The organism is Microbispora siamensis (assembly GCF_016863095.1).
GTDB lineage: Bacteria > Actinomycetota > Actinomycetes > Streptosporangiales > Streptosporangiaceae > Microbispora > Microbispora siamensis.
The window spans coordinates 253,489-269,317 of record NZ_BOOF01000001.1; the positions used below are offsets into that span (position 1 = coordinate 253,489).

Below are 15,829 nucleotides of genomic sequence, written 5' to 3' on the forward strand. Positions count from 1 at the left end.
TGCAGGAGGCCCCCCGATGAAGGTGAAGAAGGTTCTTACGTACGCGGCCATCGCGTTCGTGGTCTTCTACCTCTACAGCCAGCCGCACGCGGCGGCAGGCGCCGTGCGCGGCGTGTTCGACACGGTCAACACCGGAGCCAGCCGACTGGCGACCTTCTTCACCTCGGTCCTGAGTTGAGGCCGCGGACCGCCCGCCCCCGCTCTCCCTCAGGTAGCCCCGACCACGACCACAGGCAGCGACGAACGACGACCCAACCGTAGTGACAGTCAGAGCCGCGAGGCTCTCCGCGCACAGGCCGGCAGGGCATCCGCCCTTGCTCCGCCGGCCTCTCCTTTCGCATCCCTTCGACCGGCGAGCGGCTCATCCCGGGGCCCAAGACCTCTGCCCCCCAGGCCCGTTCTCACACCCGCTTGATTTCCCAGGGCTCCGGTGAACGGGCGCGGACGCCGCCCATGTGCTACCCGCGCTGCCGGTGCTCCGTGAGCTCGTATTCCACAAACGCCCCGATCATCGCCCGCCAGACGGCCTCGGCGACCTCAGGGGACAAGCCCTCACGCTCCGCGCGCTCCCGCGCCGCGGCCACGACCCGCTCCACCCGGTCAGGGGCCCGTACGGCCTGCTCGTCCGTCTTGAAGGCGGCCGCGGCGCGCACGAGACGCTGCCGCTCGGCCAGCAGCGTCGTCAGACGGGCGTCGAGCTCGTCGATGCGGCGGCGGACGTCGTCGAGCGAGGTGGGGTCGGACACATGTTCCTCCGAGCGGCGAGACGATGATCGCTGGCAACTCTAGGGCCGATGCGGGAGAGGGCCGTTCCCTTTCGGGAGGGATCCCGATAAAAGACCGCACAATCGCGCATGCCGGTTTTCGCCCACTATCGTCCTATTTGCGGTGATTGGTATGGACCGCTGCGCGATGTCCGGCTGACCATGGAGGAGGCGGACTCCGGAGCGCCGAATGATCCCTCGACGGACAGGAGACAGCTATGCGTGCCAAGCGTTTCCCGAGCCTGCTGGGCCTGGCGTTCCTCGCCGCCGTCGGTCTCGCGGCGGCCCAACCGGCCCACGAGGCGTCCGCCGCCGCGACCTGCTGGGGCGACGACGGGTGCGGCGGCTCCTTCCAGGGACAGTGGCAGTCCCAGTCGATGGCGTCCTCCTCGCTCGGCACCGGCCCGGACGCCTACCCCACCGCGATCGTCGACATCGACTGAGGACCCACCGACCGGGGGCCGGATCCCGGCCCCCGGTGAGCGGCCTGTGAGCGGCCCGGTGGGCGCTCAGCGGACCGGGTGACCGGCCGCGCGCAGCGTGTCCTTCACCTCGTGGATCTTGAGCTGGCCGAAGTGGAAGACCGACGCCGCCAGCACGGCGTCCGCCCCGGCGTCCACCGCGGGCGGGAAGTCCTCCAGCCGCCCGGCGCCGCCGGAGGCGATCAGCGGGACGCTCACCGCCGCCCGTACGGCCCGCAGCATCTCCAGGTCGTATCCCGACTTGGTGCCGTCGCCGTCCATCGAGTTGAGCAGGATCTCGCCGACGCCGAGCTCCTCCCCGCGCCGGGCCCACTCCACCGCGTCGATGCCGGTCCCCCGGCGCCCGCCGTGGGTGGTCACCTCGAAACCGGAGGGCGTGGGCGGCCCGTCGACCACCCGGCGCGCGTCCACCGACAGGACGATGCACTGCGACCCGAACCGGCGCGAGGTCTCGGTCAGCAGTTCCGGCCGGGCGATGGCGGCGGTGTTGATGCCGACCTTGTCGGCGCCCGCGCGCAGCAGCCGGTCCACGTCGTCGGCCGACCGCACGCCTCCGCCGACCGTCAGCGGGATGAACACCTGCTCGGCCGTACGGCGCACCACGTCGAGCATGGTCTCGCGCTCGCCCGAGGAGGCGGTGATGTCGAGGAAGGTCAGCTCGTCGGCCCCCTCGGCGTCGTAGCGCGCGGCCAGTTCGACCGGATCGCCGGCGTCCCTGAGGTTCTCGAAGTTGACCCCCTTGACGACCCGGCCCGCGTCGACGTCCAGGCAGGGGATCACCCGCACCGCTACGGTCATCGCTCAGTCCTCATCGCTGCCGCGTTCCACCGGCCGGTACGCCTCGACCTCGACCTCGACCAGCATGCGCTCGTCGACCAGCCCGGCGACCTGCACGCTCGTGCACACGGGCCGTACGTCGCCGAAGATCTCGCCGTGCGCCTTGCCGACGGCGTCGAAGTCGTCGGCGTTCACCACGTACAGACGGGTGCGCACCACGTCGGCCCGGGTGGTGCCGGCCTTCTCCACGGCGTCCAGCGCGATGGAGAAGGCGGTGAGCGTCTGCTGGTAGGCGTCGCCCACGTGCTGGACCTCGCCGCCGACGGTGGCGGTGCAGCCGGACACGAGCACGTGGGGCCCGGCGACGACCGCGCGGGCGTAGCCGTAACGGTCCTCCCAGGGGCCGCCGGAGGAGATCCGCCCTTCGGGCATCTGCGTGCTCATGCCACCTCCTCGCCTTCGGCTCGGAGCGGCATTCGCCAAGCGCTGTGTTCTCTGATTCGCTCGCTACGCTCGCTCATGCGGTCTTCACCGCCGCGAGCGCCTCTTCCAGGGTGAACGCCTGGGCGTACAGCGCCTTGCCCACGATGGCGCCCTCGACGCCGTCCGGCACGAGGGTCGCGATCGCCCGCAGGTCGTCGAGCGAGGACACCCCGCCGCTGGCGATGACCGGGCGGTCGGTCCGCGCGCAGACCTCGCGCAGCAGGTCGAGGTTGGGACCGCGAAGCGTGCCGTCCTTGGTGACGTCGGTGACGACGTAGCGGGGGCAGCCCTCCGACTCCAGCCGGTCGAGCACCTCCCACAGGTCGCCGCCCTCCTGGGTCCAGCCGCGGGCGGCCAGCGTGGTGCCGCGCACGTCCAGCCCCACCGCGATGCGGTCGCCGTGCTCGGCGATCGCCTTGGCGCACCACTCCGGGTTTTCCAGCGCGGCGGTGCCGATGTTGACCCGGCGGCAGCCGGTGCTCAGCGCGGCCTCGAGCGAGGCGTCGTCGCGGATTCCACCGGACAGCTCCACGTGCACGTCGAGCGCGCCGACGACGGAGGCGAGCAGCTCGCGGTTGCTCCCCCGGCCGAACGCCGCGTCGAGGTCGACCAGGTGGATCCACTCCGCGCCGGCCTTCTGCCAGGCCAGGGCGGCGGCGAGCGGATCCCCGTACGAGGTCTCCGTCCCCGCCTCGCCCTGCACGAGGCGGACGGCTTGGCCGTCGGCGACGTCGACGGCTGGGAGCAATACGAGCGACATTTGGTCATGACCTCCGGTCGAAGACGATGGTGACGAGCACCGGGAGCAGCAGGATCGAGCCGAGGAACACGCCCAGCCGGGCCATCCACGAGTCGAGCAGGATCCAGGCGAGCACCTGGACGAGGAACCACAGCACGGCGACGACGGCGTTCTCGGTGCGGCGCCGGCGGGCGATGTACCCGCGCTGCCGGGCCACCCGCACCGGCCTGGCCGGCCGCGGCAGCACCGCGGCCACGGCCCCGGTGACGGGCCCGACGAGCCGCCGGCGCATCTCGCGCCGCCTGGCGGCCCTCGCCTCGCGCTCGGCCCGGGCCGCCGCGAGGCGTTCGCGCTCGGCTTCACGCTCCGCCCTCCGGCGGGCCCGTTCCTTGCTCATCGGGCCTCCCGCTCAGGTCCGGTCACGGCCTGGCCGGCCGTACGCGCCGCAGCCCCGCCGTTCACCAGTGTCGCACCGCTGCCTCGAGATTTCGCGTGCCGGACACGCTCACAACGTGCTCAGCCAGTTGGACAGCAGCACGGCCCCCGCGTCCCCGGACTTCTCCGGGTGGAACTGGGTGGCCATGAGGGGACCGTTCTCGACGGCGGCCACGAACGGCACGCCGTGCTCGGCCCAGGTGACCAGCGGCGCGCGGAAGCCGTCGCCGGCCTCCAGCCGCCAGTCGCGCACGCCGTAGGAGTGGACGAAGTAGAAGCGCGTCCCCTCCTCCAGCCCGCGGAACAGCACGCTGCCCTCGGGCGCGGTCACGGTGTTCCACCCCATGTGGGGCAGCACGGGCGCGTCGAGCCGCTCGACCGTGCCGGGCCACTCGCCGCAGCCCTCCGTGTGGACGCCGTGCTCGACGCCCTTCTCGAACAGGATCTGCATGCCGACGCAGATCCCGAGCACCGGGCGCCCGCCGGACAGGCGGCGGCCGACGATCTGGTCGCCGCGCACGCCCTTCAGCCCCTCCATGCACGCGGCGAACGCCCCGACGCCGGGGACGACGAGCCCGTCCGCGTCGAGTGCCGCGTCGAAGTCGGCGGTGACGGTGACGTCCGCCCCGACCCGGGCGAGCGCCCGCTCGGCCGAGCGGAGGTTGCCCGAGCCGTAGTCGAGCACGACCACGCGCTTGCTCACTGCCACCACATCACCCCCGCGGTGATCGCCATGGCGGCCCCGACGCCGGCGAGCGCCGCCAGCAGCTTGAGGCCCTGCCGTATGCCCGAGATGACCCCGCCGATCAGGAAGAGGCCGATGAAGATCATCCCTCCGGACGCGAAGGTCATCAGAGGACGCCCTTGGTGCTGGGCACGCCGGTCGCCCGGGGGTCCCGTTCCGACGCCTCGCGCAGCGCCCGCGCCAGCGCCTTGAACTGCGCCTCCACGATGTGGTGGGCGTTGCGCCCGTACGGCACGTGCACGTGGAGGCAGACCGCCGCCTGCGCGACGAACGACTCCAGGATGTGCCGGGTCATGGTGGTGTCGTAGTCGGGCCCGATCATCGGGGCCATGCCCTCGGGCTCGGTGTGGACGAGGTACGGCCGGCCGGACAGGTCCACCGTGACCTGCGCGAGCGCCTCGTCCAGCGGGCAGGAGGCACTGCCGAACCGCCGGATGCCCGACTTGTCGCCCAGGGCCTCGCGGAACGCCGCGCCGAGCGCGATCGAGGTGTCCTCGATCGTGTGGTGGGCGTCGATGTGCAGGTCGCCCTCGGTCTTCACGGTCAGGTCGAACAGGCCGTGCTTGCCGAGCTGGGCGAGCATGTGGTCGTAGAACCCCACACCGGTGGACACGTCGACGATCCCGGTGCCGTCGAGGCACACCTCGACCAGCACCGACGTCTCCTTCGTCGTGCGCTCGACGCGGCCGCGGCGCTCGTTGAGCTCGGTCATGCGAGGACCCCCTCCAGCGCGGCGCGGAACGCCGCCATCTCTTCCGGCGTGCCGATCGACACGCGCAGCCAGCCCGCGGGACCGGTCTCCCGGATCAGCACCCCGCGATCGAGCAGTCCCTCCCATACGGACCGCCGATCCGCAAACGTACCGAACAGCACGAAGTTGGCGTCGGAGTCGGCGGCCACCAGGCCGCGCCCGCGCAGCCAGTCCACGGTGGCGTCCCGCTCGGCGCGCAGCGCGTTCACCGTGCCCAGCAGCTCCTCGCGGTGCGCCAGCGCCACCCGGGCCGCCGCCTGGGTCAGCGTGGACAGGTGGTAGGGCAGGCGGACCAGGAGCATGGCGTCGACCACCGCCGGGTCGGCGGCGAGGTAGCCGAGCCGGGTGCCGGCCATCGCGAACGCCTTGGACATGGTCCGCGTCACGATCAGCCGGGGGTTGCCGGGCAGCAGGGTCAGCGCCGACGGGGTGCCGGTGCGGGCGAACTCGGCGTACGCCTCGTCCACCACGACCATGCCGGGCGCGGCGGCGAGGATCCGCTCGATCACCTCCAGCGGCAGGGCCGTGCCCGTCGGGTTGTTCGGCGAGGTCAGGAACACCACGTCGGGGCGGTGCTCCTCGATCGCCGCCACGGCGGCGTCGGGGTCGAGCGCGAAGTCCTCCTCGCGCAGGCCCTCGATCCAGCGGGTGTTCGTGCCGCCCGCGATGATCGGGTGCATGGAGTACGACGGCTCGAACCCGATGGCCGAGCGGCCGGGGCCGCCGAACGCCTGGAGGATCTGCTGGATGATCTCGTTGGAGCCGTTGGCCGCCCACAGCTGGCGGGCCGTCAGCCCGTGGCCGAGGTAGTCGGCGAGGTCCTTGCGCAGCTCGACGGCGTCCCTGTCGGGGTAGCGGTTCAGCGTCGCCGCGCCCTGCCGTACGGCACGGGCGAGGTCGTCGATCAGCGCGGCCGACGGGGGGTAGGGGTTCTCGTTGGTGTTGAGCTGCACCGGCACGTCGAGCTGCGGCGCGCCGTACGGCTGCTTGCCGCGCAGGTCGTCGCGGATCGGCAGGTCGTCGAGGGTCGTCATGCGGGCACTTCCCAGTCGAAGCGGGCGCGGATGGCGGCGCCGTGGGCGGGCAGGTCCTCGGCGTCGGCGAGCGCGCACACGTACGGCGCGGCCCCGGCCAGCGCCTCGCGGCTGTAGTCCACCACGTGGATGCCGCGCAGGAACGTCTGCACCGACAACCCCGAGGAGTGGCAGGCGCAGCCGCCGGTCGGCAGCACGTGGTTGGAGCCCGCCATGTAGTCGCCGAGCGACACCGGCGCGTACGGCCCGACGAAGATCGCACCGGCGTTGCGCACCCGGGCGGCGACCGCGCGGGCGTCGGCCGTCTGGATCTCCAGGTGCTCGGCGGCGTAGGCGTCCACGACCTTCAGCCCGTCCTCGATGTTCGAGACGAGCACGATGCCCGACTGGCGGCCGGCGAGCGCCTCGGTGATGCGCTCGGAGTGCCGGGTCGCCGCCACCTGGCCGGGCAGTTCCTTCTCCACCGCGTCGGCCAGCTCCACGCTGGTGGTGACCAGCACGGAGGCGGCGATGACGTCGTGCTCGGCCTGGCTGATCAGGTCGGCCGCGACGTGCACGGGGTCGGCGGTCTCGTCGGCGAGGACCGCGATCTCGGTGGGCCCGGCCTCGGAGTCGATGCCGATGCGGCCCTTGAGCAGCCGCTTGGCCGCGGCCACCCAGATGTTGCCGGGACCGGTCACCATCGTGGCCGGGCGGCACTCCTCGGTGCCGTAGGCGAACATCGCCACGGCCTGGGCGCCGCCCACGGCGTACACCTCGTCGACGCCGAGCAGCGCGCAGGCGGCGAGGATGGTGGGGTGCGGGAGCCCGCCGAACTCCTTCTGCGCGGGCGAGGTGACGGCCAGCGAGGGCACGCCCGCCTCCTGGGCGGGGACCACGTTCATGACCACGCTGGAGGGATAGACGGCCCGGCCGCCGGGGACGTACAGCCCCACGCGGTCGACCGGCACCCAGCGCTCGGTGACCGTTCCGCCCGGCACGACCTGCGTGGTGGTGTCGGTGCGCCGCTGGTCGCGGTGGACCAGGCGGGCGCGGCGGATCGACTCCTCCAGGGCCTCGCGCACGGCCGGGTCCAGCTCCTCCAGGGCGCGTGTGAGCGCCTCGGCGGGCACCCGGGCGGACTCCAGCTCGACACCGTCGAATCTCGCGGTCAGCTCCCGTACGGCTGCCGCGCCGCGATGGCGGACCTCCTCGCAGATGGGCCGCACCTTCTCCAGGGCGGCCTCGACGTCGAGTTCGGCGCGGGGCAGCACGTCGCGCAGGTCGGCAGGAAGGGACCCGCGCAGGTCGATACGGGAAATCACCGTCCCAGTCTACGGACGACCAGGGACGGATCCGCGTGTGTCCAGCATTCGGGACGGACGTTTCGCCGGCCCGCGCACCGCTCGGGAGCTGGGAATCCGCTCCCCCGCACGTTTTACCGGTCCGACTCTTGACAGGTTTTCGGGCACTAATCCACACTCTCGGGCAATACCAGTCACATTCGGTCAAAGGCGGATCTCTTGCTTCCGGCACAGCGCCACCAGCGGATCATCGAAGCCCTCGGGCGGAAGGGGACCGTGCGCACCGAGGACCTGGCCGCGCTGCTCGGCGTCTCCCACGAGACCGTCCGGCGCGACCTGGCGATCCTGGAGCGCCGGGCGCTGCTCGTCCGCGTGCACGGCGGGGCGACCTCGGCGCCGTCCGGCACCGGCGAGGAGCTGTCCTACCTGGAGCGCTCGACCAGCCAGTCGGAGGCGAAGGCCGTGATCGGCGAGCTCGCGGCGCAGCTCCTGCGGCCGGGCCAGACCGTGATCATCGACGTGGGCACCACGGCCGTCCACGTCGCCAGGGCCGTCCCCCCGTCCTTCCGTGGGGTGGTCGCCACCTGCTCGCTGCTGGTGGCGGCCGAGCTCGCGGGCCGTCCCGGCGTCGAGGTGCTCGTGGCGGGCGGGCGCGTGCGGCAGGGCGACCTCGCCGTCTCCAACGCCCACACGCTGGGGTTCTTCCAGGACCTGCGCGCCGACGTGGCGTTCCTCGGCTCCGGCGGGGTGGACGCCGAAGCCGGGCTCACCGACTACTTCCTGGACGAGGTCGCGACCAAGCGTGTGATCCTCGCCCACACCGCCAGGACGTACGTGCTCGCCGACAGCTCGAAGCACGGCAGGGTCGCCGCCTACCGGGTGTGCGCCCTGGACGGCCTGTCCGGCCTCATCACGGACGGGGAACCCCCTCCCGCACTCGCGTCCGCCCTGGTCAGGGCGGGTGCCGAGGTGATCAACCCGTAGGGTGGCCCGGCGGCGCGGCCACGCCGCCGGGCCCGGACCGTTGCAATCTCCCCAGCTCCAGCCAGGAGACGATCCATGACCCATCCTTCCACGCGCCCGCCATCTCATGATCAGGCCGACGCGGCCATCTCCCACGCCGGATACGCCCAGCAGTTCTCGCGCACGCTGAAGTCGTTCGAGTCCTTCGCCGTCGTGTTCTCCTTCATCTCGATCACCACTGGCCTGTTCACCACGTACGGCACCGTGCTCAACTCGGGCGGGCCCGCGGGCATCTGGACCTGGCCGATCGTCGGCGCGGGCACGGTCGCGGTCGCCCTCCTGTACGGCGCGCTGGCCAGCCGCATCCCGCTGTCGGGCTACAGCTACCAGTGGGCGAGCAGGCTCGCCTCGCCGGTGCTGGGCTGGTGGTTCGGCTGGGTGTCGTTCGCGTTCCTCGCGATCGTCGCGGTGGCGGTCGACTACGGCCTCGCCCAGGTGGCGCTGTTCCCGCTGTTCGGCTGGGAGTACACGCCCATGGCCGGCGCGCTCACCACGCTCGTCGTGCTGGTCGTCCAGATGGTTCTGATCATCTGGTCCACGCCGATCACCACGAAGATCAACAACCTCGCGGTGAGCGCCGAGGTGATCGCGATGATCGGGCTGACCCTGCTGATCGCCGGGTTCGCGATCTTCGGGGGCCACGCGGAGTGGTCCAACCTCACCTCCACCGGCGCCGTCTCCGGCGACGGCTACTTCGGCTGGCTCGGGCCGTTCATGCTGTCGGCCCTGCTCGGCGCGTTCACGCTGGTCGGCTGGGAGTCGGCGGCCAACCTCGCCGAGGAGACGATCAACCCCAAGCAGGTGGTGCCCCGGGCGATGGTCCGCGCGATCCTGCTCAGCGTCGCCCTCGGCATGCTGTTCCTCGTCGTGGTCACCGCTGCTCTCGGGGACGACGTGGCGGCGATCACCGCCTCCTCCGCGCCGGTCGCCCAGGTGGTCGAGAACGTCCTCGGCGCCGGGGTGGCGCGGGCCTTCCTCGTCGTCGTGAGCCTCGCGATCTTCGCCTGCGGCCTGGTCATCATGGTGAGCTGCAGCCGGCTGGTCCACGCGATGGCCCGCGACGGCCGGTTGCCGTTCTCCGGGGCGCTGAGCCGGGTGCCGCGCGCCACCGGCGGCCCGACCTGGGCCACCGTGCTCGCGGCCGGCGCGTCGATCGCCATCGTGCTCGCCTTCTCCGGCAACGCCGACGCCCTGTCGCAGCTCCTCGGGGCGGGCACGCTCATGCCTGCCCTGCTGTACGCCGGCACGGTCGCGCTCTACCTCGGCACCCGCCGCAGGCACCGGCCGCGGCCCGACGACTTCCACCTGGGGAAGTGGGAGCCGCTGGTCGTGGCGGGCGCGGTGATCTGGCTGGTGATCGAGCTGGCGATCTTCCTCATCCCGTCCGACTTCCGCACCGCGCAGGTGTACGCCCTGGGCTCGCTCGTGCTCGGCGCCGTCGTGTTCGCCGTGGTGTGGGTGCGCGGCCGGGACCGCCTGACCCGCGAGACCGGCGACGCCGCGGAGCTCCTGTGAGCGCGCCGGCCGTACTGGCGATCGACCAGGGCACCTCGGGCACGAAGGCGATCGTGGTGGGCGGCGACGGCGCCGTCCTCGCGCTGGCCGAGGCGCCCGTCCGCCCCGCGTACCTGCCGGGCGGGCGGGTGGAGCAGGACCCCCGGGAGCTGCTCGGCTCGGTCCTGGCCGCCGGGCGGGAGGCCGTCGCGGCGGCGGGTGTGCCCGTGGGCGCGGTCACGCTGGCCAACCAGGGCGAGACCGTGCTGGCCTGGGACCCGGCGACCGGCGAGCCGTTGACGACGGCGCTGGTGTGGCAGGACCGGCGGGCCGAAGAGGTGTGCGCCGGTCTCGCCGATCATGCCGAGAGGGTCGCCGAGCTGACCGGGCTCGTGCTCGACCCCTATTTCTCGGCGCCGAAGATGGCCTGGATCCGCCGCAACCTCACCCGCGAGGGGGTGGTGACGACCAGCGACACCTGGCTCGTCCACCACCTGACCGGCGAGTTCGTCACCGACGCGGCGACCGCGAGCAGGTCGGCGCTGCTCGACCTCGACGCGGTCGAGTGGAGCGGGGAGCTGCTCGGCCTGTTCGGCCTGGACGGCGAGCGCCTGCCCGCCATCGCCGCCTGCGACGAGGTCGTCGGGACGACCCGGGCCTTCGGCGGGGAGATCCCGGTCGGCGGCCTGGTCGTCGACCAGCAGGCCGCGCTGCTGGCGGAGGGCTGCCTGTCGGCCGGCGAGGCCAAGTGCACGTACGGCACCGGGGCGTTCCTGCTCGCCAACACCGGCGAGCGGGCGGTGCGCTCGGCCTCCGGCCTGACCACGTCGGTGGCGTGGCGGGCCAGGGGCGCCACGCCCTACTGCGTGGACGGGCAGGTCTACACGGCGGCCTCCGCCGTGCGGTGGCTGAACGGCCTCGGCCTCGTCGGCGACGCCTCCGACCTGGACGCGCTGGCCGCACCGGACGCCGAGGGCGCGCTGTTCGTCCCGGGTCTGGCCGGGCTGGCCGCGCCCTGGTGGCGGCCGGACGCGACCGGGGCGTTCCTCGGCATGACGCTGTCCACCCGGCCCGGGCACTTGATCCGGGCCGTCCTGGAGGGCATCGCCACCCAGGTGGCCGACCTGGCCGCGGTCGTCGCGGCCGACCTCGGCCGCCCGCTGGCCCGCCTGCGGGTGGACGGCGGGCTCACCCGGTCGGCCGCTCTCATGCAGGCCCAGGCGGACCTGCTGCAGGCGCCGGTGGACGTCTACCCGTCGCCGCACGCGACCGCACTCGGCGCCGCCGCGCTGGCCCGCCTCGCCGTGACCCCCTCGCTCGCGGTGGCGGACGCCGTGCCCGCGTGGGCCCCGGCGACGACGTACGAGCCGCGCTGGACGGCGGAGCGGGCGGAGGAGTTCATGACGCGCTGGCGGCGGGGTGTCCGCGCGGCGATCGACACGGGGAGGGACGCATGAACGGGGGAGTCAGCAGGTCCGGGCCGCTGCCGGACGGGACGGTCGACGTGGCGGTGGTCGGCGGCGGCGTCGTGGGCGCCGCCGTGGCCCGCGAGCTGGCCGGACGCGAGGCGGACGGGCGCGCCCTGTCGGTCGCGCTGGTCGAGGCGCGCTCGGACGTCGGCGACGGCACCAGCAAGGCCAACACCGCGATCCTGCACACCGGCTTCGACGCGACGCCGGGGACGCTGGAGTCGCGCCTGGTGCGGCGGGGATACGAGCTGCTCGGCGGGTACGCCGAGCGCGCGGGCATCCCGGTCGAGCGCACCGGCGCGGTGCTGGTCGCCTGGACCGAGGAAGAGCTGGCCGCCCTCCCCGCTCTGGCGGACAAGGCGGTGAAGAACGGCTACCGGGAGTGCGAGACCGTCGGCGCGGACGAGGTCTACCGGCTGGTCCCGGCCCTCGGCCCCGGCGCGCTCGGCGGGCTGACCGTGCCCGGGGAGTCGATCATCTGCCCGTGGACCACCACGCTCGCGTTCGCCACCGAGGCGCTGGCGCGGGGCGCCGGCGTGCTGCTGAACACGCGGGTCGAGGGCGCCCAGCGCGACGGCGGCGAGGAGACCGTGCTGCTGACGAACAGGGGCCCGCTGCGGGCCCGCTGGGTCGTCAACGCCGCGGGGCTGGGCTCCGACGCCGTCGACCGCCTGTTCGGGCACGAACGGTTCACGGTGACGCCGCGCCGCGGCGAGCTGCTGGTCTTCGACAAGATGGCCAGGCCGCTGGCGAACCGCATCGTGCTGCCCGTGCCCAGCTCGCGCGGCAAGGGCGTGCTGATCAGCCCGACGATCTACGGCAACGTGATGCTCGGCCCCACCGCCGAGGACCTGCGCGACCGCGCCGACACCTCCACCTCCGAGGAGGGGTTCGCGTTTCTGGTGGACAAGGGCCTCGCGCTCATGCCCGAGCTGCTGAAGGAGGAGGTCACGGCCTCCTACGCCGGTCTGCGGGCCGCCACCGAGCACGGCGACTACCAGGTGCACCTCGACGCGGCGCAGCGTTATCTCGTGCTCGGCGGCATCCGGTCCACCGGGCTCACCTCGTCCATGGCGCTGGCCGAGCACGCCGCCGGGCTGCTGGCCGAGGCGGGTCTCGTCACCTCCGTACGCGGCCAGCTGCCCGAGCCGCCCCGGATGCCCAACATCGGCGAGGCGTTCCCCCGGCCGTACATGTGCGACGACCTCATCGCGAGCGACCCGGCGTACGGGACCGTGGTCTGCTTCTGCGAGCGGGTCACCGCCGGGGAGATCAGGGACGCCCTGGCCTCCCCGCTTCCCCCGGCCGACATCGACGGCCTGCGCCGTCGCACCCGGGCCATGATGGGCCGCTGCCAGGGCTTCTTCTGCGGAGCCGAGGTCGGCCGGTGCCTCGCTCTCGTGCCGGATTCTGTGGAGGAGTCACGATGAACCTCACCACCGACGTCGCCGTCGTGGGCGGCGGCCCCTCCGGGCTGACCGCCGCCGCCGGGCTCGCGGCGGCCGGCCTGCGGGTCCTGGTGCTCGACCGGGAGCGCGAGGCGGGGGGCATCCCCCGGCACAGCGACCACACCGGCTACGGCCTGCGCGACCTGCGCACGGTGATGACCGGCCCGGCGTACGCCCGCCTGCTGGCCGACCGCGCGGTGGAGGCCGGGGCGCTGGTGCGCACCTCGGCCATGGTGACCGGGTGGGCGGGGGAACACGCCCTCGACGTCACCACCCCGGAGGGCCGCCTGCGGGTGGACGCCCGCGCCGTCGTCCTGGCGACCGGCGCCAGGGAACGTCCCCGTACGGCCCGGATGGTGCCGGGCGACCGCCCGCCGGGCGTGCTGACGACCGGGCAGCTCCAGAACGTGGTCCACCTGCACCACGGCAGGGTCGGGACGCGGGCCGTCGTCGTCGGGGCCGAGCTGGTGAGCTGGTCGGCCGTGCTCACACTGCGCGAGGCGGGCTGCCGTACGGTGCTGATGACCAGCGAGCACGCCCGCGCCGAGTCGTACGCGGCGTTCAGCGTGCCGGGGCGCGCCGTGCTGCGCGTGCCCGTCGCCACCGCCACCCGGGTCGTGCGGATCAACGGCCGCGACGCCGTGGAGTCGGTCGAGGTCGAGGACCTGCGCACGGGCGAGCGCCGCACGGTGCCCTGCGACACCGTGGTGTTCACGGGCGACTGGGTTCCGGACCACGAACTGGCCCGGGCCGCCGGGCTGGCGATGGACCCGGGCAGCAGGAGCCCGGTCGTGGACAACACCCTGGCCACCAGCCGCCCCGGCGTGTTCGCCGTCGGCAACCTGGTCCACCCCGTGGACACCGCCGACGTGGCCGCCCTCGACGGCCGCCACGTGGTGGAGCACGTCCTGGCGCACCTGTCCGGGCACGCGTCGGAGTTGTCGGGCTTGGACGGACGCGCGGGGATCCCGCTGCGGGCCGAGGCGCCGTTCCGATGGGTCTCCCCCGGGCTGGTCAGGCCGGGCGCGGGCGCGCCGCCACGTCACCGGATCCTGCTGTGGCCGGACGAGCACCGCGCCGTCGCCAGGGTGGTGGTGACGCAGGACGGCCGCGAGGTCGCCCGCCGCACCCTGCCGTGGCCGGTCTCCCCCGGCCGGGTGTTCCGGGTGCCGTCGTCCCTGCTGTCCGGGGCGGACCCGCGCGGCGGCCCGATCACGATCTCACTGGGCTGAGACCGCCGGCGCGGAGCCCGGCGCGCCGGCGGGCGCGCCGCCCGCGGCCGGGGACGGCGCGGCGATCGGGGGCGCGACCAGCGGGAGCGTCCTGGCCAGCACGAGGGCGAATCCGAGCTGGAACGTCGCCTCGCCGTGGATGAGCAGCCCCTCGGTCTGGAGCACGTACACCGCGGCGAGGACGCCGCCGCCGAACTGGACCAGGAGGAACGCGACGCCGGCGACGTCGCCGTGGGCCCACACGACGAGCCACCCGGCCAGCAGGAGCTGGAGCACGAACAGGGCCGCGCCGAGGCCCCGATGCGCCCAGTCGACCACCCCGCCCAGGGTGTAGGGCGTCAGCACGATCCCGGCCAGCAGCACGACGAACGAGTCGGCCATCCGCCGCAGGCGGGCCGGGGACGGCGTGCGGGCCGCCGCGTCGCGCAGTGCCCGGTGGGTGAACAGCGCGGCTCCGGCGAGACCCGCCGCGTACGGCAGCACGGTCTGCCAGTGGACCCCGTAGTAACTCATGCCGTGGTTGACCGCCAGGCCCTCCGGCCGCAGGGTGACGCACACGCCGAGTCCACCGAACAGGCACGCCTGTCCCTTCGCCACGTCACCAACCGTCCTCATCGGCTGCCCTTCCACGCTCGGCCGTCGGCAAAGGTCACGTAACGAGATTGTCCCCTTTAGATCGTTTTGCCATACGCCGGGTGGGCATGAGGACCGGTTTACGCTCAGCCGGGCGGCACAATGGCCGCATGGAGATCTGGATCAACCCGGCCTGCTCGAAGTGCCGGTCGGCCTTGTCGCTGCTCGACGCCGAGGGCGCCGGGTACACGGTCCGGCACTACCTGGAGGACCCGCCGAGCGCGGCGGAGCTCGCCGAGGTGCTGCGCCGCCTCGGCCTGGAGCCCTGGGACGTCGCCCGCCTCGGCGAACCCGTCGCGGCCGAGCTGGACATGGAGTCGTGGCCGCGCGACGAAGCGTCCCGCGAACGGTGGATCGCGGCCATGGCCGCCCACCCGATCCTGATCCAGCGGCCGATCATCACCGCCGACGACGGCACCGCCGTGGTGGCCCGCTCCCCCGAGGCCGTACGCTCCGTCCTGCCCTGACGGGTTGTCCACAGGGGGCGAAGCGGGGAGGAGCGTCCGCACTAGGCTTGCCGTCGTGAGCAAGACCAAGAGCAAGGGCGGCCAGAGCACTCCGGCGACGGTCGCCCTCACGCAGGCGAAGGCGGAGTTCACCCTTCACCCCTACGACCACGACCCGAACGCCCAGGCGTACGGCGAGGAGGCGGCCGACGCGCTTGGGCTGCCCTACGAGCGGATCTTCAAGACGCTGGTGGCGGAGACCGAGGCGGGCCTGGCGGTCGCGGTCGTGCCGGTGGCGGGCAAGCTCGACCTCAAGGCGTTCGCAGTGGCGCTGAAGGGCAAGCGGGCGGCGATGGCCGACGCGGCCAAGGTGGAGCGGGTGACCGGCTACGTGGTCGGCGGCATCAGCCCGCTCGGGCAGCGCAAGCGGCTGCCGACCGTGGTGGACGAGTCCGCGCTCGGCTTCGAGACGATCTACTTCTCCGCCGGGCGGCGCGGCCTGCAGATCGAGACCGCGCCGGGCAACCTCGTCCGGCTCGCCCAGGCCGTGACCGCCCCCATCGCGAAGCTCTGAGCCTGTCTACTGTTGCC

The 15,829-nt window shown here is 73.4% G+C and carries 20 protein-coding genes; 9 read left to right on the plus strand and 11 right to left on the minus strand.

The window, feature by feature from the left end:
• Nucleotides 1–16: 16 nt before the first annotated feature.
• Nucleotides 17–178, plus strand: coding sequence for a hypothetical protein (locus tag Msi02_RS01130; protein ID WP_167748136.1), 162 nt, complete (start codon nt 17–19; stop codon nt 176–178).
• Between the two features lie 280 nt (nt 179–458).
• Here Msi02_RS01130 and Msi02_RS01135 read toward each other — a convergent pair whose 3' ends face one another.
• Complete coding sequence (locus Msi02_RS01135; RefSeq protein WP_204046649.1) at nt 459–746, minus strand: chorismate mutase; 288 nt, start codon at nt 744–746, stop codon at nt 459–461.
• Between the two features lie 236 nt (nt 747–982).
• On the opposite strand from Msi02_RS01135, the gene Msi02_RS01140 reads away from it, so the two are divergent.
• Nucleotides 983–1,207 (plus strand): hypothetical protein, encoded by a 225-nt coding sequence (locus Msi02_RS01140; RefSeq protein ID WP_079319704.1) that lies wholly within the window; start codon nt 983–985, stop codon nt 1,205–1,207.
• Between the two features lie 66 nt (nt 1,208–1,273).
• On the opposite strand, the gene hisF is transcribed toward Msi02_RS01140, so the two are convergent.
• From hisF to hisD, 9 genes are all read right to left on the minus strand, one after another.
• Nucleotides 1,274–2,044 carry an imidazole glycerol phosphate synthase subunit HisF gene (gene hisF / locus Msi02_RS01145; protein WP_139574373.1) on the minus strand — a complete coding sequence of 257 codons (771 nt, stop codon included), beginning with the start codon at nt 2,042–2,044 and terminating at the stop codon, nt 1,274–1,276.
• Between the two features lie 3 nt (nt 2,045–2,047).
• Nucleotides 2,048–2,467, minus strand: coding sequence for a RidA family protein (locus Msi02_RS01150; protein ID WP_204046650.1), 420 nt, complete (start codon nt 2,465–2,467; stop codon nt 2,048–2,050).
• A gap of 73 nt (nt 2,468–2,540) precedes the next feature.
• Nucleotides 2,541–3,266, minus strand: a complete 726-nt coding sequence (gene priA / locus Msi02_RS01155) for a bifunctional 1-(5-phosphoribosyl)-5-((5-phosphoribosylamino)methylideneamino)imidazole-4-carboxamide isomerase/phosphoribosylanthranilate isomerase PriA (protein ID WP_193202934.1) — start codon at nt 3,264–3,266, stop codon at nt 2,541–2,543.
• 4 nt (nt 3,267–3,270) lie between these two features.
• Complete coding sequence (locus tag Msi02_RS01160) at nt 3,271–3,642, minus strand: hypothetical protein (RefSeq protein WP_204046651.1); 372 nt, start codon at nt 3,640–3,642, stop codon at nt 3,271–3,273.
• A 108-nt stretch (nt 3,643–3,750) separates the two neighbouring features.
• Complete coding sequence (hisH, locus tag Msi02_RS01165; protein ID WP_143737778.1) at nt 3,751–4,383, minus strand: imidazole glycerol phosphate synthase subunit HisH; 633 nt, start codon at nt 4,381–4,383, stop codon at nt 3,751–3,753.
• Nucleotides 4,380–4,532, minus strand: coding sequence for a CG2302 family histidine operon protein (locus Msi02_RS01170; RefSeq protein ID WP_179155475.1), 153 nt, complete (start codon nt 4,530–4,532; stop codon nt 4,380–4,382). Before Msi02_RS01170 ends, hisH begins: the two co-directional genes overlap by 4 nt.
• Nucleotides 4,532–5,137: an imidazoleglycerol-phosphate dehydratase HisB gene (gene hisB / locus Msi02_RS01175; protein ID WP_079319710.1), complete on the minus strand. Its 606-nt coding sequence runs from the start codon at nt 5,135–5,137 to the stop codon at nt 4,532–4,534. Before hisB ends, Msi02_RS01170 begins: the two co-directional genes overlap by 1 nt.
• The gene (locus Msi02_RS01180; RefSeq protein WP_204046652.1) at nt 5,134–6,210 is read right to left on the minus strand and encodes a histidinol-phosphate transaminase; all 1,077 of its coding nucleotides are present in this window, start codon (nt 6,208–6,210) and stop codon (nt 5,134–5,136) included. Before Msi02_RS01180 ends, hisB begins: the two co-directional genes overlap by 4 nt.
• The gene (gene hisD / locus Msi02_RS01185; RefSeq protein ID WP_204046653.1) at nt 6,207–7,514 is read right to left on the minus strand and encodes a histidinol dehydrogenase; all 1,308 of its coding nucleotides are present in this window, start codon (nt 7,512–7,514) and stop codon (nt 6,207–6,209) included. Before hisD ends, Msi02_RS01180 begins: the two co-directional genes overlap by 4 nt.
• Nucleotides 7,515–7,712: 198 nt before the next feature.
• Here hisD and Msi02_RS01190 point away from each other — a divergent pair, with 198 nt between their 5' ends.
• From Msi02_RS01190 to Msi02_RS01210, 5 genes are all read left to right on the plus strand, one after another.
• Nucleotides 7,713–8,477 (plus strand): DeoR/GlpR family DNA-binding transcription regulator, encoded by a 765-nt coding sequence (locus Msi02_RS01190; RefSeq protein ID WP_204046654.1) that lies wholly within the window; start codon nt 7,713–7,715, stop codon nt 8,475–8,477.
• A 75-nt stretch (nt 8,478–8,552) separates the two neighbouring features.
• Nucleotides 8,553–10,031 (plus strand): amino acid permease, encoded by a 1,479-nt coding sequence (locus Msi02_RS01195; RefSeq protein ID WP_204046655.1) that lies wholly within the window; start codon nt 8,553–8,555, stop codon nt 10,029–10,031.
• Nucleotides 10,028–11,467, plus strand: a complete 1,440-nt coding sequence (locus Msi02_RS01200; RefSeq protein ID WP_204046656.1) for an FGGY family carbohydrate kinase — start codon at nt 10,028–10,030, stop codon at nt 11,465–11,467. Before Msi02_RS01195 ends, Msi02_RS01200 begins: the two co-directional genes overlap by 4 nt.
• The gene (locus Msi02_RS01205) at nt 11,464–12,909 is read left to right on the plus strand and encodes an NAD(P)/FAD-dependent oxidoreductase (RefSeq protein ID WP_204046657.1); all 1,446 of its coding nucleotides are present in this window, start codon (nt 11,464–11,466) and stop codon (nt 12,907–12,909) included. The genes Msi02_RS01200 and Msi02_RS01205 overlap by 4 nt, the downstream gene beginning before the upstream one ends.
• A complete protein-coding gene (locus tag Msi02_RS01210) occupies nt 12,906–14,159 on the plus strand; it encodes an NAD(P)/FAD-dependent oxidoreductase (protein WP_204046658.1) in 1,254 nt (417 codons plus the stop codon). The genes Msi02_RS01205 and Msi02_RS01210 overlap by 4 nt, the downstream gene beginning before the upstream one ends.
• Here Msi02_RS01210 and Msi02_RS01215 read toward each other — a convergent pair.
• Nucleotides 14,148–14,774, minus strand: a complete 627-nt coding sequence (locus tag Msi02_RS01215) for a hypothetical protein (RefSeq protein ID WP_204046659.1) — start codon at nt 14,772–14,774, stop codon at nt 14,148–14,150. The two genes, Msi02_RS01210 and Msi02_RS01215, sit on opposite strands and share 12 nt — an antisense overlap.
• A 128-nt stretch (nt 14,775–14,902) precedes the next feature.
• On the opposite strand from Msi02_RS01215, the gene Msi02_RS01220 reads away from it, so the two are divergent.
• Both Msi02_RS01220 and ybaK read left to right on the plus strand, forming a co-directional pair.
• The gene (locus Msi02_RS01220) at nt 14,903–15,259 is read left to right on the plus strand and encodes an arsenate reductase family protein (RefSeq protein WP_204046660.1); all 357 of its coding nucleotides are present in this window, start codon (nt 14,903–14,905) and stop codon (nt 15,257–15,259) included.
• 55 nt (nt 15,260–15,314) lie between these two features.
• Nucleotides 15,315–15,812, plus strand: coding sequence for a Cys-tRNA(Pro) deacylase (gene ybaK, locus Msi02_RS01225; RefSeq protein ID WP_204046661.1), 498 nt, complete (start codon nt 15,315–15,317; stop codon nt 15,810–15,812).
• Nucleotides 15,813–15,829 lie beyond the last annotated feature (17 nt).